This window comes from Bacillus sp. FSL H8-0534, assembly GCF_038005885.1.
Classification (GTDB): Bacteria; Bacillota; Bacilli; order Bacillales; family Bacillaceae_G; genus Bacillus_A; species Bacillus_A pseudomycoides.
On sequence record NZ_JBBOUC010000001.1, the window covers coordinates 3,600,641 to 3,625,721 of the forward strand.

General features: G+C 35.4%; 12 protein-coding genes and 2 pseudogenes. 9 read left to right on the forward strand and 5 right to left on the reverse strand.

All coding sequences use genetic code 11. The features are described from left to right. The first annotated feature begins 22 nt into the window (after positions 1 to 22). From MHH71_RS18130 to MHH71_RS18140, 3 genes are all read left to right on the forward strand, one after another. Positions 23 to 10,306, forward strand: coding sequence for an amino acid adenylation domain-containing protein (locus MHH71_RS18130; RefSeq protein ID WP_340724658.1), 10,284 nt, complete (start codon positions 23 to 25; stop codon positions 10,304 to 10,306). Positions 10,307 to 10,367: 61 nt separating this feature from the next. Then, on the forward strand, positions 10,368 to 11,099 hold the full coding sequence (locus MHH71_RS18135; protein WP_033799207.1) for a 4'-phosphopantetheinyl transferase family protein: 732 nt from the start codon (positions 10,368 to 10,370) through the stop codon (positions 11,097 to 11,099). A 52-nt stretch (positions 11,100 to 11,151) separates the two neighbouring features. After that, positions 11,152 to 11,919 (forward strand): thioesterase II family protein, encoded by a 768-nt coding sequence (locus MHH71_RS18140; protein ID WP_006096422.1) that lies wholly within the window; start codon positions 11,152 to 11,154, stop codon positions 11,917 to 11,919. 487 nt (positions 11,920 to 12,406) lie between these two features. Here the strand turns inward: MHH71_RS18140 and MHH71_RS18145 are convergent, their stop codons facing one another. Then, a complete protein-coding gene (locus MHH71_RS18145) occupies positions 12,407 to 13,855 on the reverse strand; it encodes an aminotransferase-like domain-containing protein (protein WP_033799208.1) in 1,449 nt (482 codons plus the stop codon). Positions 13,856 to 14,015: 160 nt separating this feature from the next. Here MHH71_RS18145 and MHH71_RS18150 point away from each other — a divergent pair, with 160 nt between their 5' ends. Further along, positions 14,016 to 14,933, forward strand: a complete 918-nt coding sequence (locus MHH71_RS18150; protein WP_006096425.1) for a DMT family transporter — start codon at positions 14,016 to 14,018, stop codon at positions 14,931 to 14,933. A gap of 335 nt (positions 14,934 to 15,268) precedes the next feature. Here MHH71_RS18150 and MHH71_RS18155 read toward each other — a convergent pair. From MHH71_RS18155 to MHH71_RS18165, 3 genes and pseudogenes are all read right to left on the reverse strand, one after another. Continuing rightward, positions 15,269 to 15,424 (reverse strand): annotated as a pseudogene (locus MHH71_RS18155) (IS110 family transposase); the annotation flags it as partial. A gap of 215 nt (positions 15,425 to 15,639) precedes the next feature. Further along, positions 15,640 to 16,890, reverse strand: coding sequence for a helix-turn-helix transcriptional regulator (locus MHH71_RS18160; RefSeq protein ID WP_033799209.1), 1,251 nt, complete (start codon positions 16,888 to 16,890; stop codon positions 15,640 to 15,642). 182 nt (positions 16,891 to 17,072) lie between these two features. Then, positions 17,073 to 17,294, reverse strand: a pseudogene (locus MHH71_RS18165) (IS5/IS1182 family transposase); the annotation flags it as partial. 1,123 nt (positions 17,295 to 18,417) lie between these two features. On the opposite strand from MHH71_RS18165, the gene MHH71_RS18170 reads away from it, so the two are divergent. After that, complete coding sequence (locus MHH71_RS18170; protein WP_006096427.1) at positions 18,418 to 18,891, forward strand: Rok-like winged helix domain-containing protein; 474 nt, start codon at positions 18,418 to 18,420, stop codon at positions 18,889 to 18,891. 156 nt (positions 18,892 to 19,047) lie between these two features. On the opposite strand, the gene MHH71_RS30640 is transcribed toward MHH71_RS18170, so the two are convergent. Then, entirely contained in the window at positions 19,048 to 19,179 is a 132-nt protein-coding gene (locus MHH71_RS30640; RefSeq protein WP_371400319.1) for a hypothetical protein, read from the reverse strand. A 1,024-nt stretch (positions 19,180 to 20,203) separates the two neighbouring features. Between MHH71_RS30640 and MHH71_RS18175 the strand changes: the two genes are divergently transcribed. From MHH71_RS18175 to MHH71_RS18190, 4 genes are all read left to right on the forward strand, one after another. Then, on the forward strand, positions 20,204 to 20,413 hold the full coding sequence (locus tag MHH71_RS18175; RefSeq protein ID WP_006096430.1) for a hypothetical protein: 210 nt from the start codon (positions 20,204 to 20,206) through the stop codon (positions 20,411 to 20,413). 179 nt (positions 20,414 to 20,592) lie between these two features. Further along, on the forward strand, positions 20,593 to 21,024 hold the full coding sequence (locus MHH71_RS18180) for a disulfide oxidoreductase (protein WP_033799210.1): 432 nt from the start codon (positions 20,593 to 20,595) through the stop codon (positions 21,022 to 21,024). Positions 21,025 to 21,027: 3 nt separating this feature from the next. After that, positions 21,028 to 21,495, forward strand: coding sequence for a thioredoxin family protein (locus MHH71_RS18185; protein WP_033799211.1), 468 nt, complete (start codon positions 21,028 to 21,030; stop codon positions 21,493 to 21,495). Positions 21,496 to 21,538: 43 nt separating this feature from the next. Then, the gene (locus MHH71_RS18190; RefSeq protein WP_006096434.1) at positions 21,539 to 25,048 is read left to right on the forward strand and encodes a condensation domain-containing protein; all 3,510 of its coding nucleotides are present in this window, start codon (positions 21,539 to 21,541) and stop codon (positions 25,046 to 25,048) included. Positions 25,049 to 25,081: the final 33 nt, after the last annotated feature.

Genomic DNA, 25,081 nt, shown 5'->3' on the forward strand with positions numbered 1-25,081 from the left:
AAATAAATTAGGAGTGAAGTAGATGTTTGACAGAAAAAACGTCAAGGATATTTATCGGTTATCCCCCATGCAGCAAGGAATGTTATTTCACACAATTAAAGATCAGAAAAATCAAGTGTATTTTGAACAACTGTCCTTTGATATAGAAGGTTCTGTGAACATAGATTTTCTAATAGCTGGTGTTAATGCTCTCATAGAAAAATATGATGTTTTAAGAACTATATTTTTATATGAAAAAATAAAGCGTCCGATGCAGATTGTATTAAAGAACAGAGAAGCATCAGTTTATACTGAGGATATTTCAAGTATGCCTGAGGCACAACGTTCGGCTTACCTAAAGGAATATAAAGAGAAAGACCGGGAGAGAGGTTTTGACCTCTCCCGGGATCTGCTTATTCGGTTTTCTCTTTTTAAAACGGGAGAAAGTACAAATCTACTACTGATAAGCAGCCATCATATTCTGATGGACGGCTGGTGTATGGATGTTGTTTTAAGTGATTTATTCAATTTCTATCATATGTATCTTAATAATCTTCCAGTAAAAGTTGAAAAAACAATCCCGTACAGCTCCTTTATTAGGTGGCTTGATGAACAAAATGAAGAAGAGGCGAGATCTTTCTGGAAGAACTATCTTCACGAATATAAAGAGATATCGGGAATTCCTTATCATAAGCTATCTAACTCTTCAGAAAATGTTAGAGAAGAGTTGCATTTTGGACTGGGAGAATCTCTTACGGGGCAGTTACAGCAGTTGGCCAATATGAATCAGGTTACGATGAATACGCTTATTCAAACATTCTGGGGTATTCTCCTGCAAAAATTAAATGATACAAGAGACGTAGTTTTCGGCTCTGTTGTTTCGGGAAGACCTTCAGAAATTTATGGGGTTGAAAAGATTGTCGGATTGTTTATTAATACTATTCCTGTTAGGATTTCAGCTACTGAAGAAGAAACGATGGTGGGATTAATTAAAAAAGTTCAAGAGCAATCCCTGCTTGCTGGAAAATATGATTATTTATCACTTGCGGATATTCAAAGCAATGGGGAAGTATCAGGTATGTTATTTGACCATATTATGGCTTTTGAAAATTATCCAGTAAACTCTTCGGAGCAAGTAGAACATGCTACGGGGGGGATTGGATTTACTGTAACAGGAATGGAAGCCTACGAACAGACAAACTATGACTTGACGATTCAGCTTCATGCAGGTGAAGAGTTAAAAGGAAAAATAACATATAACGGAGCTGTCTATCCTAAAGAGCTCATTAAAAGACTGCCTGTTTATCTTGAGAAGTTGGCCCAGGTGGCAGTAGAATCTCCTTCTACTGTCATTGGAAACATTAGTCTTGCTACAGAGGAAGAACTAAAAATATTTGAGAAGTGGAACCAGACTACTACGGATTATCCGAAGGATAAAGTGCTTTCTGAGTTATTTGAAGAACAGGCAAAACACTTGCCTGAACAGATAGCTCTAGTGTTCGGAGGGCGGTCTATTACCTACAGAGAAGTAAATGAAAAAGCAAACCAGATAGCTAAACATCTACAAAAGTTGGGAGTATCTCGAGGAAAGACAGTTGCTCTTCTGATGGACCGTTCGGCAGAAATGATAATCAGCATGCTTGGTATTTTAAAAACTGGCGGTGCGTATCTTCCTATCGATCCTTCATATCCTTCAGATCGAATTCAGTATATGCTGGAGGACAGTGGTACGGATCATTTGGTCGTTCAGGTACAAAAACTAATTCCTCATTTCTTTAAAGGCCATGCCCTTGTTTTAGAAGAAGGCGAATGGATGCAGGAAGGGAAAGATGACCTTACAAAGGAAAATGTACCAGATGACACAGCTTATATTATTTACACATCTGGTACCACTGGGAGACCGAAAGGTTGCCAGATTTCTCATCGAAACGTTATTAAAACAGTAAAAAATAACGGCTATATTGAAATCACAACGGACGATCGTTTTCTTCAGTTATTGAATTATGCTTTTGATGGTTCCGTGTTTGATATATACAGTGCCTTGTTGAATGGAGCTAGACTCGTGCTTGCTCCAAACAAAGCTGCTAGCGATCTTAAGGAAATTGCAAGGTTAATGGAAGAGGAGAATATTACGATATCTCTTATGACCACGGCATTGTTTAATGTAATTGTAGATGAGCAGATATCTTGTTTGAAAAACTTGAGAAAAGTCCTGATGGGCGGCGAGAAGGCTTCTGTAAAACATGTTCGCAAAGCCGTTAATTATCTAGGAGATAACCGGATAATTAATGTTTATGGTCCAACCGAAACAACGGTATTTGCTGCTACGTATGAAGCCGATCATCAAATAAACTCTTTGGATTGTATTCCTATAGGCGGCTCAATAAATAATACACAGCTGTACGTTGTAGGCCGCTTTGGTCATCTCCAACCAGTGGGCGTTTCTGGGGAATTATATATAGGCGGAGATGGAGTAGGTAAAGGTTATGTAAACCAAAGTGAGCTTACAAACAAATTCTTTATAGATAATCCTTTCGGTGGAGGTAAGGTATATAAAACTGGTGACTTAGTACGCTGGCTACCTAATGGGAATTTGGAATATCTGGGGAGATCGGATCAACAGGTGAAACTCCGTGGACATAGAATAGAACCAAGCGAGATAGAGGCTAGACTGGCTGAATATCCTGGCATACAAAACTGTGTAGTGGCTGTAAAAGGAGAAGGCTCGAATGAATCTTACTTATGTGCTTATTATGTAGCTGAATTGGAAGTGGAAACTGTAGCGTTGAAGAACTTTTTACAGGAAAAGCTTCCTAGTTTCATGATTCCTACAAGATTTGTGCAGCTGGATGAAATTCCGCTCACCTCAAATGGGAAGGTGGACAAAGGCAGTCTGCCGGAAATACAGGAAACTCATGACCTTCGACATCAAAAAGCAACTACACAATTAGAGCAGCAGCTAGTTGTCCTTTATCAAGAAGTTCTTAACAGGGAGAATATTGGAATCTATGATAACTTCTTTGAATTAGGCGGTCATTCTTTAAAGTTAATGATGCTTACTTCAAGAATATCTAAAGAATTAGCTGTAGATATTTCCTTTAGAGACGTATATGCTAACCAAACTGTAAAGCAGTTGGCAGACCATATAAATTCGCTAGAAAAAAACACCTTCGAGGCGATTAATCCTGCGCTTGAAAGCGAGTTCTATCCAGTATCTTATGCTCAAAAGCGGATGTATCTGGTTCAGGAAATTGAAGGGGATGACAGCACGCACTACAATATGCCAATTGCGTTGAAAATTAAAGGTGCGCTTCAGAAAACAAAAGTAGAGACCATCCTGCAATCATTAGTGGATAGGCATGAGTCTCTTCGTACCTCTTTTCATATTAAGGATGAGCAGATTGTTCAAAAAATTCATCAGCATGTTGATTTTCAGTTTGAAATCATTTCTTCCTCAGGAAGAGATGAATCAGTACTGGTAGAACAGTTTGTACGACCATTTAATTTACAAAGTGGTAGCTTATTTAGAGCGGCCTTAATTGAGAAATCAAGTGAAGATTTTATTCTCTGTCTAGATATGCATCATATTATCTCTGACGGAGTGTCTGCCAATATTCTATTTCAGGAGTTTGTATCTTTGTACCGTAATGAAAAGCTGCCTGAATTATCTGTTCAATATAAGGACTACAGTGTTTGGCAACAGAGAGAAGATCAGGAGCAGAAAATTCGAGAACAGGAGGCATTTTGGCTAAATAGGTTTACTGGAGAGATGCCGGTTTTGAACATGCCTTTAGATTTTCCAGAGCGTGCAGATAAACTGTCCAAGGGAGAGACTTTTCATACGGAAATAAATGCGGATCTACTGGAAAAATTAAGAGACCTTTCTATCAGAGGTGGAACTACGCTGTTTACAACGCTCCTGGCTTCGTTTCATATTTTCCTTTCTAAATATACCAGTCAGGAAGATATTGTGGTGGGTACTCCTATTTCAGGTAGAAGTCATACTGATCTTGAAAGAATTGTAGGAATGTTTGTCAACACATTGGCAATTCGTTTGCAGTCTAATTCTAGCCTTACATTTAATGAGTTTCTTGCCAAAGTAAAAAATGAAGCTGTCCTTGCGTTTGATCATGCAGAATATCCTTTTGAAATGTTGGTTGAAAAGCTGAATCTTTATCGAAATTCCGGTAGCAACCCACTTGTTCACACTATATTTACTTTACAAAGTGAGAGTTCGTCTGCTGATGGAATCCCTGATCTTACGGTAACCCCTTACGAATGGGAGTGGGGAAATTCAAAATATGATTTTACACTTGCTGCAACAGAGGGGGAAAGTTTAAGGATTTCAGTGGAATATAATACTGGAAAATTTAAAAGAAGCACTATTAGGAGAATGCTTAGGCATTTTGAATGGATTTTAGAACAAATTACTAAAAATCCTGATATGTTATTAAAAAGCATTGAGATAGCCACTCCGAATGAAAAGGATATGGTCTTAGAACAGTTTAATAGCACTTATAAACACATTCCAACAAATAAAACTATACATCAGCTTTTCGAAGAACAGGCAGAAAAAACACCCGGATATCCTGCTGTCATATATAAAGATGAGGTTCTTACGTACGGGGAATTAAATAATCAATCAAATAGGCTGGCCAAAATGTTAAGAAAAGCCGGAGTTGGTCCTGAAACAGTAGTGGGAGTAATTATGAATCCGTCTTTAGAAATGGTTGTAAGTACTCTTGCTATTCTTAAATCAGGAGGGGCTTTTTTGCCAATTGATCCTAAATTGCCTGTCGGTAGACAAGTTTATATGCTTGAGGATAGTTCTGCTGATTATTTGGTGGCCCATACGCTTAATCAAATTCCGGAATCTTATGGAGGGAACACTTTTTGTTTAGAGCAGCTATCCTTATCAAACGAAGATGAACCGAACCTTGAGAGTATCATCAAGCCAGACAATCTTGCCTATGTTATCTATACGTCTGGTACAACAGGAAGACCTAAAGGTGTGATGGTAGAACATCTTTCTCTCGTAAATCTGTGTTTTTGGCATAATCACGAATTCCAAGTTATGCCAAAAGACCGAAGCGTAAAATTAGCGGGATTTGGTTTTGATGCTTCTGTATGGGAGATATTTCCTTATTTAATTGCCGGATCTTCTATTTATATAGTAGAAGATGATATTAGGGGGGATGCAGTTGCCTTAAACAGCTACTTTGAGAAAAACGAAATAACCATCAGTTTTCTGCCTACCCAGTTAGCAGAACAGTTCATCCCTCTCAACAATAGCTCATTAAGAATTTTGTTAATTGGCGGAGAGAAAGTTAGAAAAGTAAGTAGTGCACCATATAGAATCGTGAATAATTACGGTCCTACTGAAAATACCGTTGTGGCAACCAGCTGCACACTCTGTGAAAATCAAAGGGAATATCCGATTGGACAACCAATATGGAATAACCAAATCTTAATTCTCAGTCCCGCTGGAAATGTGCAGCCTGTCGGTATTCCTGGAGAACTATATATTGCGGGGAGAGGATTAGCCAGAGGTTATATGAATAACCCTACTCTTACTGAAGAGAGGTTTGTGGAAAATTCTTACTCAGAGGGTAAAATGTATTCAACTGGAGATGTAGCACGATGGCTTCCAGATGGCAAGATTGAGTTTCTTGGAAGACAAGATAATCAAGTGAAGATAAGAGGATTTCGAATAGAGATAAACGAAATAGAATCCTGCCTACTTCAGTATCCATCAATTCAAGAAGCTGTCGTTTTGGCTCATGAGGATGAAAGTAAGCGTTATTACTTATGTGCATATATAGTATCGTCTAATAGAGCTGATTACAGCGAGATTCGGCGTTTCTTACTTGAACAACTTCCTGAATATATGGTGCCAGCTCATGTCATTCAACTTGATCGTATTCCATTAAATCCAAACGGGAAGATAGATAAGAAAAAGCTGTTAGAAGTTACAGAATTCACTTTACCGGTTTCAAAATATACAGCACCAAGTAATCCTCTTGAGAAAAAGTTGGTAGCTATTTTTAAGGATGTTCTAAAAGTTGAACAAATTGGCGTTCATGACAATTTTTTTGAAAGGGGAGGACATTCGCTTAATGCCACTATTCTTCTCTCAAGGATTCATAAGCAGCTTAACGTAGGAATTAAATTACGTGAATTTTTTGCTAATCCTACAGTTTTTGGGACAGCACAGCTCATGCGACAGGAAAAAAATACTCGGTACCTTTCAATTCCGAAAGCGGCAGAACGGCCTTCTTACTCAGCTTCTGCCGCTCAGAAGAGAATGTTTATAGTCGAACAGCTGGATGCCCAGAACGATGGAACGAATTATAATATGCCAATTGTTATGGAAACTAAAGGGAATCTGAGTGCGGAAAATGTTGAAAAATCGTTCAAGTCATTGATAGCTAGACATGAGGCTCTTCGTACGTCTTTCCATTTGGAGGATAGTCATCTTACTCAAGTTATTCATCATCAAGATATACCTTGGAGTTTGGATGTTGTTAGAGCATCAGAATCTGAAATTGAAAATCTTGTAAAGAAATTTATAGTACCATTTGATTTGCAAAAGGCGCCATTATTTCGTGCTGTTTTACTTGAAATTAGTCCAAATCGACAACTTATTATGATGGATATGCATCATATAATAGCTGATGGAATCTCGGCTAATATTCTTTTAAGGGACTTCTGTGCTTTATACCAAGGGTACAGCCTGCCGGACATCACTCTGAACTACAAAGATTTTGCTGTTTGGCAGAAGGAAGATGAACAGATTGAAAAGTTAAAGACCGATGAGGAATATTGGTTAAATATGTTATCAGGGGAACTTCCTGTGTTGGATCTTCCTACCGATTTTACACGGCCACCTGTAAGGCAGTTTAAAGGAGAAACCCTTGAATTTTCAGTGGATAGCTCTATTTTGAAAAAGTTGAAGGAACTCTCAGCTTCAGAAGGGGCAACTTTATATATGACTTTATTAGCTGCCTATAATGTACTTCTTTCTAAATATACAGAAAAAGAAGATATTATCGTCGGGTCTCCAATTGCCGGTAGGCCTCATGCTGATCTTGAAGAAGTAGTTGGTGTATTCATTAATGTTCTTGCTTTAAGAAATAGACCGGAAGGAAGTTTGAGTTTCCGTGAATTTCTTGCAAATGTCAAAACGGAAACATTGAAATCTTATGAATATTCAAATTATCCTTATGAAGAGCTTGTAGAAAAGTTAGATCTAAAACGGGATTTTAGCCGAAATCCTATATTTGATACGACATTTAGTTTGCAGAATTTTGACTTGGACATAGCTATAGGAGAGGAACTGCAATTTAAGCCATATGAGATTGAATGGAAAAGCTCGAAGTTTGACCTAAGCTGGATATGTCAAGAGGGAGAATCTCTTTATATAACACTAGAGTACAGCACTAGCCTGTTTACTCTGGAAACAATCAGAAGAATGAAACATCACTTCCTCCATCTGTTGTATCAGATAGTTGAAGATCCTGACCAAAAGCTGTCAGATATGATTCTGGTGACAGAGGAAGAAAAACATCAGCTTCTGTATACCTTTAACCAAACTGAAAAGCCGTTCCCGAATGACAAAGCAATCCATCAACTGTTTGAGGAACAGGTTCAGAGAACACCTGAGCTTGTAGCCGTAGTTTTTGGTGACGAACAGCTTACTTATCGAGAGTTGAATTCTAGGGCTAATCAGCTTGCAAGACTTTTAAGAGAAAGAGGAACGGTTAGGGAAGAGCTGGTTGGAATCATGGTAGACCGCTCCCTTGAAATGATTGTCGGTATTCTGGGTGTACTAAAAGCAGGTGGAGCTTATGTCCCACTTGACCCGTCATATCCTGAAGAAAGGATTCGCTATATCCTTGAAGACAGTGGGGTTCAACGCCTCTTAACACAAAGTAGTGTGAAAATTATGGAAGGCTTTACGGGAGAGACTATTCTGATTGATCAGCCTCATGTGTATAACGGAGCTGATGAGAATCTTGAACATATCAATCAGGCGGAAGATCTGGCCTATGTTATATATACATCGGGGTCGACCGGGAAACCGAAAGGTGTGTTAATAGAGCATCGAGGTGTAAGTAATTTGCAGCTCATGGCTGAAACATATGGCATACGGGAGGGAAGCAGGGTCCTTCAGTTTGCTTCATGTAGCTTTGATGCATCAGTTGAAGAGATTTTTCACACATTATTGGTTGGTGCTACCCTATTTATTTGCAGCAAAGAACAACTGTTATCTGGTGAAGAATTTGTTCGATATCTGGAGGGAGAATCCATCAGTACCCTTACAGTGCCTCCATCTTTCTTAAGGGCGCTTCCGCAAAGTGAATTGCTGAGCCTTACTACAGTGGTAACAGCTGGAGAACCTTGCTCGAAAGAACTGGCTGCCAAATGGGGCTATAATCGCCGATTTATAAATGCTTATGGTCCCACCGAAGCTACGGTTTGTACTACACTCTCTGATGAAGTAGAGGAAAAAGTAAGTATCGGACGTCCTATAACTAACAAAAAGGTTTATATTATAAATCCATTGGGCCAATTGCAGCCTATTGGTGTCCCTGGCGAGCTTTGTATAGGCGGTGAAGGACTTGCAAGAGGATATTTAAATCAGCCTTCATTAACGGCGGAACGTTTTATTGATCATCCACTACTACCAGGAGCGAGAATATATTGTACAGGTGATCAGGCAAGATGGCTTCCAGATGGACGAATTGAATATTTAGGCAGACAGGATGAACAAGTGAAAATTCGCGGTTATAGAATTGAAATTGGAGAGATAGAGGCTACCTTGTTGAATTGTCCTGATGTAAAAGATGTAAAAGTTATCTGCCGAGAAGATACAAAAGGAAATACTAGTCTCTGTGCGTACGTTGTTCTGAGCGGCGAATTGGAGGCAGGTGGACTGCGACGTTATCTGGCAAGTCAGCTTCCGGAATTTATGATTCCAGAACACTTCCTGCAGCTAGACTCTTTCCCTTTTACCAGCAATGGAAAAATAGATAGGAGTAGACTCCCAAGTCCTAAACAAAGAAGAGTCGGGAAGCATATTTTTTCTTTTGCTGATCCTATAGAGCAAAAATTATCGGATTTATGGGGAGAAATTCTTGATATTCCCAATATAGGGGTTAATGATAATTTCTTTGAATTGGGAGGACAGTCCCTGAAAGGCATAATCTTTGTTTCAAGGTTACAGCAGGAACTGAATATAAAGCTTACCTTAAATGATCTTTTTCTACACCCAATCTTGAAAGATTTAGCTGATAGTATACGCAATAGAATGAATACCGAACAATATAGCTTTACCGTTCAGGAGCCGACTGGGTCTGAGGCAAAAGGAGTAGGAACTGCTAATTTTGATCCGTCTTATAAGATTCCAGCTTATGTTAAGCCAGAATTATATACCGAACAAGAGGTTCTTATAGGCTCAGGGGATATTAAAGTTCCGGCTAAATTGACAATACCAAAGAAGAAAGGCCTAATTCCTGCAGTGGTCCTAATTCCTGGAGACGGCGAAGTAGACCATGATTCGCGCTTATATGCACTTAAGCCGTTTAAAGATATTGCCCTGGGGCTGGCGAGCCAGAATATAGCTGTTTTACGTTATGAAAAACGAACGAACAAACGTTTTAAGTTTTTTAAAGACTATACTGTATCGGATGAATTTACTGAAGATGCAGTTCAGGCAGTAAAGTTTCTAAGGGAAACAGACAAAATAGAAGTAGGTGACATTTTCCTGATCGGACACTGCCGGGGGGGATGGATGCTTCCTGACATCTTGGAGAGAAAAGAAATGGAAGGGGTAGCAGGGGGAGTTGTGCTATCTGCTCCAAATCCTCAGGTTTCTGCAGTTGAGATGCTTCTAAATAAAACAGACTTGTCCGGTTTATCTTCCGAAGAATTGAAACTGTGTAGAGAGCAACTGAGGATGATTCAATACCTTCCTATTGATAAAATTAACACGAAAGAGTTTCGCTTAGCTCCGAGTGTTAAATGGTGGCATAGTTTAAAAGATTATATTCCTAGCCAGTCCTCGATGTTAAAAGATTTTCCGTTCTTAGTGCTTCAGGGAGGAAGGGATATTAATATAACAGAAGATGATTTCGAAAAATGGAAGGAAGTTTTGTCGGAGAATAGGAATGCAGTATTTAGCTATTACAAAAAATTAAATCATGCTTACGTAGAGGGAGAAGGACCTGGAACTATGGAAGAGTATCTGCTTCCTGGTAATGTTCCTGAGTATATAGTAGAAGAGATAGGTAATTGGATCAAAGAAAAAATTAAGGTTGTGAACTAGGTAAACAGGATGCCTATGCAGTTTTAAAATGCATAGGCAATCTAGAGAGTGGGTGGTGAACATGATTGCATTATATGCAGTCAGAAACTCGGTAAGTTGGGATAGTATAGAAGTTGATAGAATATTAGAGACTATTCATCTGGCAGACAAGGTAAGAATCCTTAAATTTAAAAAAAATGAAGATAAAATGAGGGCGCTTCTAGCAGTACTTCTAGCCCGCTATGCTCTTGCTACTGCTCTTCAAATGCCGGAAGGGGAACTGATTGTTGAGCGTCTTGAAAATGGACGGCCTTTTCTTAAAGAACCAGCTGAATGGAAAGGCGATTTTAACCTTACCCATTCTGGCGAATGGGTAGTATGTGCCCTCAACTCTGCTGGGAGAATAGGAGTAGATACGGAGAAGATTGAGGAGATTGATATAAATTTATTTAAGGGTGTTCTTACAAGAACTGAGTTAGAAGTACTTACTGGCAACAAGGAAGATTCCATCCCTACTTTTTTTAGTTTATGGTCTCGAAAAGAATCATTTGTGAAAGCCTTAGGAACAGGATTATCCTATCCTTTGGAAAAAGTGGAGTTTGTCCCTATACCAGATTCTGACAGTTATCAAGTTTACCTGTTGGGTGGGAGCTTTATCACTTCTTGGTATTGTAAAGATTTTTATTTGGATAAGAGATATAGTTTAGCTGTTTGTACCGATAAACTGCCCTTCCCTGAATCCCTAAACTTTCTTGATGCCTCAGACTTATTAAGCGGGCAGATGTCGACAAGCTATGGCAGTATAAATGAATAAACAAAAATATAATAAAATTCAAGGTTAGAAAAATAAAAAAGGAGGAGTCAGCTTGAGTATCAACAAAAATAGTTTTTATTATTATAAACCCCAAAAAAGACCTTTGGTCCGGCTCTTATGTTTCCCCTATGCAGGAGGTAGTGCATTGGCTTACCGCCAATGGAATCAAATTCTTGCTGAAGAAGTAGAAGTTTGCCCGGTACAGCTTCCCGGAAGAGAAAATCGACTAGCAGAAGAGCCTATTCGGTCCCTGCCAACGTTAATCTCTTTTCTTGCAGATGAACTGGAACCTGTTCTTAACAGCTCTATACCGTACGCTTTCTTTGGTCATAGTATGGGGGCTTTAATAAGCTACGAATTGGCTATAGAAATGAAAAAACGTTCATGGCAGATGCCTATAAGGCTATTTTTGTCAGGGAAAAGTTCTCCTCAAGTATCTAAAAGGGAGACACCTACATATAATCTTCCGAAAAGAGAATTCATCGAGGAACTTAGAAAAATGAATGGTACACCAGAAGAAGTATTGGGCAATCATGAGATAATGGACCTGTTTTTACCAATTCTGAGAGCCGATTTTGAACTTGTCGATACTTATCAATATGAAAAATCAAGCATGTTAAGTTGTCCAATAACAGTCTTTGGTGGCATAGATGATCCGTCAATTAAAACAGAGGAATTGAAACACTGGAAAGAACTTACGACAAACAATTTTAATATGCACCTTTTTCCGGGCGATCATTTTTTTATCTATGAAAATGAAAAGAATTTGCTTAAGGTAGTTAATGAAGAACTAACCTATAAATTTCAGAAAACAAGGTAAAAACATTCCTTAATCTTGAAAAGGGCTGTCAGTTTTGACAGTCCTTAACTTGTTGAGAAAGAGAGGCTTTTTCTTGTAACATCATTTTTTATTAACATTTTCATATTTTGAAAAGCGACTGTGAGGATAGCCTACTCACTTATATTTCTTGATTATAGAAATCTGCAGTAGCAAAATCTGTACGACTTCATTTTATTTTTTCTATACTAAATAGATTATTTTTCTCCAGATGTAGATAGCTGGTTTAATCTAATCTTTATTCTATGCGCTTCCTATATGTGACGAGTTACATCCTTGTTCTTATTTTTTCTCATACAGTGAGAGGGAAAGGAATTTATAACAATTTTCGGATTAAATTTAAAGGATTCAAGCCAATTTCAACATGAAAAAAGCGAGTTTTCCTGTACTAAGGAATTGAATCACCAGCTTTTCTTTTAATTACTTACGTAATATTAATAATAATACTGCTCCCTGTAACGTATTATTATTAACGTTTTGCCAGTTCTCGAATGATTCGACTAATTTGGTAGATTCCCTGCTTCAAATCTTTTAAAGAGGCATAGCCATAAGATAAGCGAAGATAACGGTGGGATTCTTGACCATAAATATTCCCTGGGTTAAAAAGGATACCTTCAGATAATGCTTTTATGTAAAGCTCTCTCATTGATAATTTTGGTAGTATTTTCAACCAAATAAAAAACCCGCCCTTTGGTACATCCCATGTGGCTATATCCTTTAAATGAATGTTTAGTGCCTCCAATACTACTGTTCTCCGTATTTTAAGCTGTTCCCTTACAGATTCAAGGTGCTGTTCATATAACCCGCTTGTTAACCATTCAGCAGCAACTCTTTGAGATAACGAACTAGAACCGTAGTCAGTTTGCATTTTAATATCGGATAATCGTTCAATTACAGGTTCTGGACCGACAATCCAACCAATTCTTAAACCGGGGCTTAACGTTTTGGATAAACTACCAAGATATAATACGTGTCCATTTTTATCTAATGCCTTTAATGGGGGAGGAGGTGGAGCATCGATCCATAACTCTCGATAAATATCATCTTCAATTATCGGCAGCTGTTCTTTTTCACATACTTCAAGGAGCTTTTGACGTTGTTTTTCAGACATTAAAATCCCCGTAGGATTATGAAAACAAGGAATGGAGTATAAAAGCGCTCTACCTCGCTGTTTTTTTGATACGGTAACGGAGTTTGGAAAAAGATCGTGTTCACCCATTGGTAGACCTGTAAGCTTCATTCCAGCTGATTGAAACACATGTAGCGAATAAAGGTATGACGGCTTTTCCAGTAAAACGGTTGATCCTCTGTGTAGAAGGCCAACTGAAATCAATTGCAAAGCTTGTAATGCCCCGGAAACAATTAAAATGGAAGAAGTGGAGGCATGAATACCAAATGTTTTTAAATAGTTGCTTAACGCTTCACGTAAAGGCAGAAATCCTTTTGGTTCTTCATATCCGAAAGCCTCTATTTTTTCAGATACCCTTCGTATGATGAGCTTCATTGTATCTAAAGGAAATACATCTTTTGAAAGTTCACCCTTACTAAGCTGAATAAGGTTTGTATTTGTTTCGGCTTGATTAATCTCTTGGACAGTCGCTTGACTTGGTTTAAGTAATCCCGATTTGACATGTTCGTTCCAATCGGGCGAAGGATTTGTAGCTAGTAATGTCCATGTATTATTAACTACGACTGTGCCCATTCCTATTTTTCCTTCAATCAACCCATCTGCTATTAATTCCTCTAAAGCAGTAATGACAGTACTTCGGTTTACTTCGAACAACTTGGCTAATTGTCGCTGGCTTGGAATTTTACTTCCAATTGGCCATTCCCCGTAGGCGATTTTATCTTTTATATAATTAACAATTTTTTGATATTTAAGGGTTTTTTCGGTTCGTTTGCAATCGATACTACTCACTAAAAACTCTCCTTTCACATTCTTTTCGATTCAAAGTGGTTGGGTTAGTAATTGCTCAACTGGTTGGAGACATTTTACCAAATATTTATTAAGATGAGAAATATTAACGAGGTAGAAAAGGTATTGGCTGCTTTCTAATTCTATAAAAGGAAGTGATGAGATGGAAATTAAATGGGATTTTCGTGTTATAGTCGCTTATGGTCTTACTATTTTTCTATGGGCTTCAGCTTTTCCAGGAATACGGGTTGGATTAGAATCTTATTCACCTGAACATCTCGCTCTTTTTCGATTACTAATCGGTTCTGCATTGCTTGTGTTTATTGCTATAATCACTCGTATGCGGTTACCACAATTAAAGGATATCCCTGCTATTTTATTGTTAGGTTTTTTAGGTTTCACTGTTTACCATACAGCTTTAAACATTGGAGAGAAAACAGTGAGTGCAGGTGTTGCGAGCCTTCTTGTCTCAACAACTCCTATTTTCTCTGCTCTTTTAGCCGTTTGGTTTCTACGTGAACGGTTTGGACTATCGAGATGGATTGGATCTATTATAAGCTTTTTGGGAGTAGCTTTGATTTCATTTGCAACAGAGGGAGAGGTTGAAATCACTAGTGGGATTTTGTTTATTCTTTTAGCATCCTGTTCAGAAAGTGTATATTTTGTTTTTCAAATACGTTATTTAAAAAAGTATGGATTTTTTGCATTTACAACCTATACGATTTGGGCGGGTACGTTTTTTATGCTTTTCTTTCTCCCAGGATTAACGAGTGAAATGATGAAATCATCTATAGAATCAACACTTAGTATTGTTTACTTAGGTCTCTTCCCTACGGTTATTCCTTACCTTGCATTAGCGTACGTTACATCACGTGTCGGAGCTTCGGAAGCTACAAGTTCTCTTTACCTAACACCGGCTCTTGCATTTGTTATTGCATGGATATGGCTTGGAGAGGTACCAACTGTACTTACCGTTATAGGTGGGGGAGTCACACTATTTGGAGTTTTGTTCATCCAACTCAAAGTAGATAAATTCCAACAAAAAGCAAAGCAAAATATGCAACACGGAGAAAAAATCTAAGGAAATAAGGATGTATAATGAAAGGAAGATAACTATGATTTCCAAAGATACAGTAAGTTATATCTAATTAATTTTCTGATTAATCAATTTATTTAACTTTCGTTTTACATCTCGAATCAGATATTTAGATAGTTTTCTCCTTTACACAATTGAAAGTATCAATGAACTTTTTAATTTTAAGGGGGTAATTACTCATCGAGTGGACGTAAAAAGATAGAGAACAATTTCATCAAAAATTTCTTAGAAAATATCTGTATCCTTAAAACAATGTTAACGATTCTAACTATTACTTCTGTCTTGTCAAATTCCTTCATAGTTGCCAATATACGCTGCTAGAACCATTCAACCCCTTCTTTTGACTGAGAAATAGGAAATGCTTTTTGCAGTACACGATCTGACTCATCAATGAGATAAGCGCAATGAGTTCGTTTAGCTATATCTATTCCAATTACAAGAGTAGCATCGATAACTTGATTAATTTTGAGTAAAATCTATATAGAGTCCTCTTAATAAATGTTATAAAACTACTTAATTAATCGTAAGAGAAAGGCTATCGAGAATCTCCTGACAGTCTTCTCCTACGATTAATTTATTCTGATCCTATTTTATACTATGTTAAAGGGCCAGGAAGCTCTTCGTTAAGAGTAGACAAAAATTAAGGTAATCATAGAAAGATTATGTAAGTATTTTCTCGTGATAAAAAACCTCACTTTTTAATTTTTTTTAGAATTTCTTTACAGTATTCAAAATAATGAGCAGACTGCTTATATTTTTGGTTTTCCTTAAAATATTCTGCTAATAATTCTGAGTAGTAAATGGCATTACGGTACAAGCAGTTTTTCTCAAAATAGGGAAGTGCAATTTTTTTTGTGTAATATACAAATTCTTCAAATTCCTTGTCGTACAAATGCTTAAGTATTTTATACTCGTGTTTTAATTCTAGGCTTTTTGTTTTCCCTTCTAAACTTTCTGCCTTTTGTATCCATAAAAGTAATTGTCTATTTTCTTTTTTGTTATACAGTGCTTTTATGATACACAATATAGTTATTAATTTTCCATCGTAATTATGATCCTGTTTAAGATCCAAACTCTTTTTATAATGATCTAATGCTTTGGTTTTATCGCCTCTCAGATAATAAAAATGCCCTATATTATGTTCGATAATGCCCAAAGCATCTTCGTTCTCGACCTTCTTTGCAAGTGTGTTTGCCCAATTAAAATTTGTCTCGGCCTCATCAAATTGTTCCATCCACTGATAAAGGATACCTAAAAGTAGGTGACAGTCGCTGCTGCGGTCTAGATTATAAATCTCTCTGAATATGTCAAGTGCTTGATTGGTAAAAACGATTGCCTGAAAGTGTTTTTCAATTTTAGTTGCAGTAAGCCCCAATGAATAAAGAACATCTGCTTTTTCAAGAGAAGGTGTATCACCGTTAAAGAGGGATTCAGCTTCTTTATAAGAGTCAAAAGCGTTTTCAAACTCATTATTCAGATATTCATAGTTACCTTTAAATTTGAAATAATAGAAAGACATTTCCTTTGGGATGTTATTTGAAATTTCTGATATTTTTTTTAAAAGATTTTTAGCTTCTTGAAGCTTTCCTAAAGTTAAAAGAAATCTAATGCTGACAAGCTGAAATAAAGAGTATGGTTCAAAAGAGCTTTTAATTGTAATTTTTTTTGAGAGGCTATTATAGGTTTCAGCAGATTTCTCTGTATCTTTATTAATTATTTGCTGATACCACAAACGGATTTCCTCACACAGCTTTTGGTCTTGCTGAACATCCTCCGTAATATTTAGCCTGGTAAGTAATTCTTCTATAATATCGGAGCTAGCAGTAATCTGGCCATTCTCAATTTTAGATAAGTAGGAAACGGAAATCAATCCTGATGCCAATTCTTCTTGAGTAAGAGACATTTTTGTACGATGAAATTTAATGTTTTGCCCTACATGCAAAATTTCACCCCTCTGATAATGATTTTTTACAATAATTAGTATACAAAAATGTGAGAATATTAGAAAGAGTTAATTTATATTTTAGGGAAATTATTTTTTAAAAAGTACATTTCTTCAGAACTTAGGTTCTGTTTAAGCTTTTATGTCTCAGTCACTTGGTGTTGATTTAACATAGCATTAATTCAGTTGGTAGCTAACTTTGAAGCATTGTAAATTAAGGTTACTAGTTAAAAGTAAACTTTGGTGCATTTTTCCGTTCGATAATGAACATTGTTCAATTGAAATAATTGCTTGAGATAAGCATTTACACATTCTATAGCGGTACGGCACTTAAATATAGTTTTCTAAACTTTTGATACTTTAACTGGTGTTATATATTTTCTAAGAGCCATATTGATTTTCAAGCTTACCTTCACAAATTCTTGTTAACACTGAGAATATAAAAAATAGGAGGTAAAGTGTATGAACTACAAATGATTTTTAGAAGTTTATAATCAAAGGCCTGACCAATTATATCGTCTATTCAAAGCACAAGGAAAAACAATTGAATCTCTCCTGCATAACTTCAAGTTGTTTCGAATCGTGTTTCGGCTCTTGAATTTCACATTTAAAAACTCTACAAATAGTCATAAACCACCTTCATCTGAGGGACTAGATAAACCGAAAGTGAAAAGAATATAATGGTTATATACGCTGGGTATAGATAAAGTTATGTTACAGCATGTTCATGAAAAATGTGGAACAGGTGCACAGAACTTTGCACTGACACGAAGCTTTTTAAGTACACTAAAAAAGAATTTATTTGTATCCATAAAATAAGTAATGAAAACAGGGAAAATAGAATCATTCGAAACATAGCCTACGAGTTAATTTTGATATAATTATCTCTATTGGTATTGGAAGGAATCTGAGTAGTTACGCTTTTCACTTCGTATACATTTTGATAGAGAACATCATTAGCTAAAAGCGGGGGATCTCGACATTTCTTTGATCGTATGTATTTAATTGTTTGGTGTTTTTGTGAAAAATATAATAAATAATAGCGGCTTGATACTCCATTTTATGAATTTGGATGTAAATGGATTCGTAATTATAACCTACAGTTATTGTTTTGAATTATATAATACCTTAGAATGCTTAATTGAATTTTTAGTCAATAAGTGGAAGTAGCTCTATAATTATAACGAAAAGGGAATAAATTATGACATATAGTTAAGTTCGATAAGTCTATAAAAATGTTACTTCTTAGTTATCACAACGACGATGGAATTAATGTCATTAATAGAAAAAATAGCTTCAAATCGTTAGATTGGTTTTAAATCTCTTGTAGGTCAAACAGGATACCTTGTCGTATAATAGTCATAAGGAGTTTTCCTTCAATATTAGAATTTATGTTAGACTTATTCATTTCGAAATTCTGGATAGATACTCCATCTTTTGTGCTTAGAAGATTTGAGCACATCATTCCCCAAATTATAGAATTGATTAAATGTTTATAAAATATAAAATTTTTTATAGGAGGTTAACATGTTTAATGAAAGAGAAGCTTTAAAAGTAAGGCTTGAACAGCTTGTTGAAATGGAAGAAAGAACTCGGAAAATGTTTCAAGAAGAAAGGAAAGAAATTTTTAACCGGCTAAGGGAGCTGGACAACCAGGATAGATTATCTACTTATACAGTGGGGCATTCAGGTAAAATAGAGGATACCAAATATGAACAAATGTATAACTTAGATGAGGAGATTCAAGAGAGTTCGGAAAAAAATGAGTTTAGGAAAAAAGGGTATCACCAAAAAACATGGATTCTTAGAAATGTAGCTATAGATATACTGAAACAACATCAGGTAGCGATGCCGTTGAAGGAATTGAAGAAAGAAATTGAAACAGAAACTGGGGTAGAACTAAGCAATATTTCTTTATTTATGACAAATTTAATGAAGAAGGAAGATAATATTGTAAAAGCTACCCATGGACAGTATATGTACGTAGAGGATAACAGTTAGTACAATATTAATTGACTTGAATTTTTGACATTTACTTCAGTTTAAGTCAAGCCTACGTAGTACGGCCAGAGGTACCTGTGAAATTTCTTCAAAAAATGATTGTACCGCTTCTTTGATAGATGCTTGTGTTGGTGATGATGCCGTTTTTAACCATTTTCATAGCCGGTCGATTGGATTTAAATTTGGTGAGTACAGTGGAAGAGAGACCAACATAAGTTGATGACGATGTTCTCGCATAAAAGCTTGAATGACCTTAAAATGGTTAATGTTCACATCACCTGTAATTATGAAAAAATTTTATTTTTGTACTTGTTTAATACATACTGAAGGACTGTTAAAAAATCTCCTTTTTTACATGAAGAAGCGACTCGGTGTACGAGTTCTCCTGTTTGTGCCCCCTCGGTATCAAAGATAGTCACACTGGCATGATACCCATAAGTTAGAATTTCTTTTTGTTTTCCAACTTCATATCAGGTCGCGTGTAGACTTTGATAAGCATTGGCAGGCATTTCATCCTGATACAAGAGTACTGTATTGTCGGTTAACAGTTTTTTTAGTTATAGGGGAGATGCGGAAAAATGCTGTTTTTTCAAAGCGGCTTTGGCAAGCGTATAAGATGGCGTTTGTACCGAATTTTCAAACGCAATAACATGTGTAAAATTCCAGTTGCACTAATTTCAATATCGCAGGTGTGACGGATATACACTTTCAGAATTGGCAGAGTCCAAGATAGAGTTTTTCTTAGTTCATGATCATTTGATAAACTGATAAGAATTGTTTCATTTAAGGAGTTTTTGGTGACCCTGATTAAGGAAACTTTTACGTTCGGGAGGGAGTGATTTTACGATCTAATAAAAAGGTCCGGTCCACCTTCATTAAATCTCTTCACATATTTGGAAACGGACTGATGATGTATATTACAAATTTCATCTGCTTTTTTATCGGCTTTTCCTTCCATTATAATTTGCACAACTCCAATTCTTGTTCGAAATTTGATGTTTTTCTCCGGTTTTTTAATTTTTAGACACCCATTGATCTTGCACTTTCCGTATCTCTTTTCTTATCAAGCAGTATAGATAGTAACTGGAAAAAATTAGGTATAAGAAGATAGGAGAATTAGTCAGTTATATATAGTTTGAGAAATAAAGAGATTTAGTTGTTGAATATTATGTAATTTAATCGGAAAATTTATAAAATTTTCCTTAAAAAGCTTGATAAATACAAATTATGTATAATTTTACTAATTTGTAAAAAAAGGATATTTAATAATATATGATAAAATCAGTTTAAACGTATATTAGGGGAGAGTGCTATGGAATTTAATGAAAGAAATGCTTTATTAATGAGACTTCAACAATTGGTTGAACATGAAAAAAATCTGGTCGAACAGCTTAGAAACGAGAGGGAAATGATATTTACTAGATTAAATGAGATTGATGAGCTGGACTTCTACTACATGGAAGAGCCAGTTGCAGTAGAAAAAAGGGATTTTTTATTAGTTAAAGGCATCTATTTAAATTGATTTTTACTCTTTATCTCATGTATGAAACATAATCCAAGTTTTAATGAGCCTTTTCCTTACATCTATATGAACCTGCAGAAAGTCGTTTGTTATAGGGTGGCTTTGTGTTTGCAAATCCTAAGATTATGCAAGCGAAGTCAATTCTTATCTTTAAAGTGATTAAGAGGAGAATTCATAGTATGAAAGTAAAGTTAAATTCAAATGATAATTTACTATTTTTAGCGTGGGCCACTGCAATTATTGCGATGTTCGGAAGTTTATATTTTTCTGAAATCAGGCAGTATGAACCTTGCACCCTCTGCTGGTATCAGCGTATCGTAATGTATCCATTCACTGTACTTCTAGGAATAGCAGTGATTAGGAAAGAGTATTGGATTAGTATCTATGCTAGTGTTTTATCTTTAATCGGTGGTGTTATATCTTTTTATCACTACCTTATACAAAATATTTCTTTTTTCTCTGATAATTCTCCTTCCTGTGGAAGGATCCCTTGTAGTGGGAAATATATTAATTGGTTTGGTTTTATCACCATTCCATTCCTTGCATTAATAGCATTTATAATTATTTTCTTATGTACATACATAATTTATAAAAGATTAAAGGAGAAATAAAAAGTGAAGAAAGTGATAGTGTTTATTGTTCTAGTCGTGGCCATCTTCATTATAACTGCTTTTGTTTTTAATAAACAGCAAGCAGTTAAAGTAGAAAATAATCCTTTTGGCAAAGAAAAGCTTCATCCCGCCACTGTTGAACAGCTGGATGATTCCAATTACCAGAACCTTATCTTACCGGAAGAACTGAAAAAAGATTTAGAGAAAAACAAGGAACGCTTTGTCTACTTTTACAGCCCAACATGTTCTCACTGTAAGAAAACTACCCCTATTGTCACCCCATTAGCCAAAGACCTTAATGTTGATCTGGTTTTGTATAATGTTTTGGAATTTCAAGAAGGCTGGGATGATTATAAAATTAAAGAAACTCCTACCATTCTCTACTTTAAAGGAGGCAAAGAGATGGATAGAATAGAGGGAACTAAAAAAGAGGATGTTTTTAAGAAATGGTTTGAATCTAAATTAAACTGAAATGCAGTTGAATAAAATTGTTCAAGTAGGAGGTTGAAAATGTATGATAGAGATTAATGAAAATAAAATACCTTTAGCCATTTATCAACCTAAATTTAATTCTAATTATCAAGATGTTAAAACATTAACAGATATGCTTCTTAAGGCTGGTATGGATAGAAAAAAAGGTATTACATACATCCAAAAGGACGGCAATGAGTTGTTTTACAGTTATCAAGAATTATTAGAAGAATCTAAATGTATTTTAAATGGTCTTTATAAATTTGGGTTAGGACCTTCAAAAAGAGCTATTTTATTAGTAAATGAAATTGAAACATTTGTTCCTTTATTTTGGGCTTGTATTCTAGGAGGAATTACCCCTATACCATTAAAGGCGCCTAATGAGTATCATAAGAAAAATGCGGATATATTAAAGTTATTTAATTGTTGGGAATTATTTGAAAAACCGGTGATTATAGCGGAGCAGGAAACAAAAGAAAAATTAAATGACTTGTTTAGTGAAGGGAAACACAAGGATTTTTTTGCCACATCCATTGCTGAATTGCGAAGTAATTTACCAACAGAAAATCTTTATAAGGCGACAGAGGAAGACGTTGCATTATATTTATTAACTTCTGGTACAACAGGAAAGCCGAAAGCAGCAGAATATAAACATAGTAATATTTGTTTTAATATTATATCTTCTGTAAATGTTATCCAGGCTACAAAGAATGAAGTAATTATGAATTGGATGCCATTATATCATGGGGCTAGTTTGTTTAATCAACATATATTAGGGATGTATCTAGGATGTAACCAAGTACTTACTAGTATTGAATTCTTTTTAAATAAACCTTCTAATTGGCTTGAGTGGATAGATAAATGTAGAGTAAGTATTACATGGGCTCCTCCGTTTGCATTCACACTATTGAATGAACGTTCAGAAGATTTAGATAATAAAGAATGGGATTTTTCTTGTGTTAGATATATTTTTAGTGGTGGACAGTCTATTATATATGAAAAGATTCAAGCATTTTTTAGTTTAATGGATAGATATGATTTGAAAATTGATTGTTTCTGTCCTCAATATGGAATGACTGAAGCTTGCGGCTCTATTACTTTTGGAGATAGTCAGTGGATATGGGATTATGTAGAAATAAATTCGTCATTAGGTACAATAGAACATAAAAGTTTTAAATATCCAGATGTGAAGTGCTTGACAAACTTAGGAAGAAGCCTTCCGGGTTTACAAATTCGTATTGTTGATAAAGATGATCGATTAGTTAATGAGAAAAAAATCGGTAGAATACAATTAAAAGGCCCCATGATTATAGATGGGTATTACTCTAATCTGGAGGGGAATTTAAAAAATTTTACACCTGATGGGTGGTTTAAAACTGGTGATATGGGTTTTTTATATCAAGGGAGATTAACATTAACTGGTCGTGAAAAAGATATTCTGATTATTAACGCTAAAAATTATTATAATTATGAGGTTGAGTCTATCCTTGAAGAAGTATATGGGGTTGAACCAACATATTTAGCAGTAGGTGGAGTGCAAAATCATGAAGAAGAGAATGATCAGTTAATAATCTTCTTTACGCCAATGTGTTTTGAGTTGGAATTTATTGGTTATGTGATTGAAGATATTAAAAAACATATCACACGATACCTTGGAATACAGCCTACTCATGTTATTCCTATACAGAAAGATGAATTTCGGAAAACGGTGACGGGGAAAGTTCAGCGTTTAGGAATGATAGATGATTTCCAAAATGGTAAGTTTGACAGCGTTTTGAATGAAATTTCTGAATATCCTTTGAAGTTCACAGATGATTCATATTGTAATGAATTAATAACCATCGATTACTTTCCGAAAGAAGCTGTTTCACGTGCAAAAATGTATATCGAATTGAAGGAATTATTAAAAAAACAGTCTATTGATAATTTTCTTATTCAATTTAAACAGAAAGTTAATGCAGTCAATAAGATCGACGGCGTATTAGAAAATCATAATAATGAAATGTTGTTTAAACTGAAAAAAGTTTGGGGGAAAGTATTAAACATTAGTGAAATTGGTTTGGATGATCATTTCTTTCAAAGCGGTGGGGATTCATTAAGAGCATTTCAATTGGTTACGGCCTTGAATAAAGAACATGGAATTATAATTGGTATTAGTGATGTTTTTCAGCACCCGACATTAGAATCTTTATCAATGCTCGTGAATCAAAAGAGAAAAGTTGAAGCATTACAAGAAGCGTATCCGGTACCTCAATTAAGTAAGGAGAAATTTTATCCACTTAGCCCGTCTCAGGAAAGCCAATGGTTTGTCTATAAAACCAATCCCAATAGTCCAGTCTATACAACATCTTTTACTTTAAAATTTAAGGGGAAGTTATCTGTAGATAGTTTACAAAAAAGTATACAAGCAGTTATTGAGAGGCATGAAGCGTTAAGAGCAAGGTTTTGTATGATCGACAATGAAGTTCGACAATGGATAGATACATTCATTATTGAGCTACCAATCTTTGATCTATCTAACCCACTACAAATAGAAAAGGGACAAGTTATAAAAGAGCATATAGAGAACGAGATAAATACTCCATTCTGTTTAGAGTCTGAAAAATTGATACGAGTTAAATTGTTAAAATGTAAAGAAAAAGAACATATTTTGATAGTATCTATTCATCATATTGTAGTTGATGGTTGGTCAGCCGAAGTTTTAATTAATGAAATATTAGCAAACTACAAATCTTTTTGCCAACACGAATCATCTGATCTAGAACCACTGCCTATAAAATATATAGACTATATTTTATGGCAAAATCGTTTCATTAATGAGAATAAAGACGGTTTTAGAAGACAGTTGCAATATTGGCTGGAAAATTTATCTGGTACATTACCGATTTTAGCATTTCCGACTGATTATCCACGTCATTCACGTATTACTTATGATGGAAGAACAATAGAAAAAGTAGTAGAATCGGATTTAACTTTGAACCTATTAAAGGCTGCACAAAATTATCGAGTTACACCTTATGTACTTTTATTATCTCTATATGGCTTTCTAATTAGTAACTATACAAATCAAACAGAAGTTGTAGTAGGAACTGTTATGTCAAATAGGACTCCTAATACTGAGAATTTGATTGGTTACTTGGCAAACTCTATAGCTTTGCGTCTAGACTTATCTAATGAGTCAACATTAGAAGGATTAGTGGAGAGAGTAAAGAAAGTGGTCTTACAAGCTCAGGAACATCAACAAATCCCTTTAGAATTGTTAATTAAGGAGATAAAAGGGAAAGATCCAAGTTACACACCGATTTTTCAAACTGTATTTAATTATCAAAATAAATTTGATTACAAATACCAAACGGATGACCTTGATATAGAGTTATCACTAGAGAACAATTTTACATCTAAATATGATTTACTACTTCATGTATATGAAGAAAAAGAAATGTATCGTTTAAAGTTAGAATATAATACTACTTTATTCAATGAAGATACCATGCAAAATTTTATGCAACAGTATTGTAATTTATTGGAAAATATAGCTTTATATATTAATTAATTTATGTAAATTACATTACATTTAGAAGGAGAA

Coding starts and splice junctions, on each gene's coding strand:
- MHH71_RS18135 (WP_033799207.1), top strand. CDS start 10,368: ATGATTGCATTATATGCAGTCAGAAACTCGGTAAGTTGGGATAGTATA.
- MHH71_RS18130 (WP_340724658.1), top strand. CDS start 23: ATGTTTGACAGAAAAAACGTCAAGGATATTTATCGGTTATCCCCCATG.
- MHH71_RS18150 (WP_006096425.1), top strand. CDS start 14,016: ATGGAAATTAAATGGGATTTTCGTGTTATAGTCGCTTATGGTCTTACT.
- MHH71_RS18180 (WP_033799210.1), top strand. CDS start 20,593: ATGAAAGTAAAGTTAAATTCAAATGATAATTTACTATTTTTAGCGTGG.
- MHH71_RS18175 (WP_006096430.1), top strand. CDS start 20,204: ATGGAATTTAATGAAAGAAATGCTTTATTAATGAGACTTCAACAATTG.
- MHH71_RS18170 (WP_006096427.1), top strand. CDS start 18,418: ATGTTTAATGAAAGAGAAGCTTTAAAAGTAAGGCTTGAACAGCTTGTT.
- MHH71_RS18190 (WP_006096434.1), top strand. CDS start 21,539: ATGATAGAGATTAATGAAAATAAAATACCTTTAGCCATTTATCAACCT.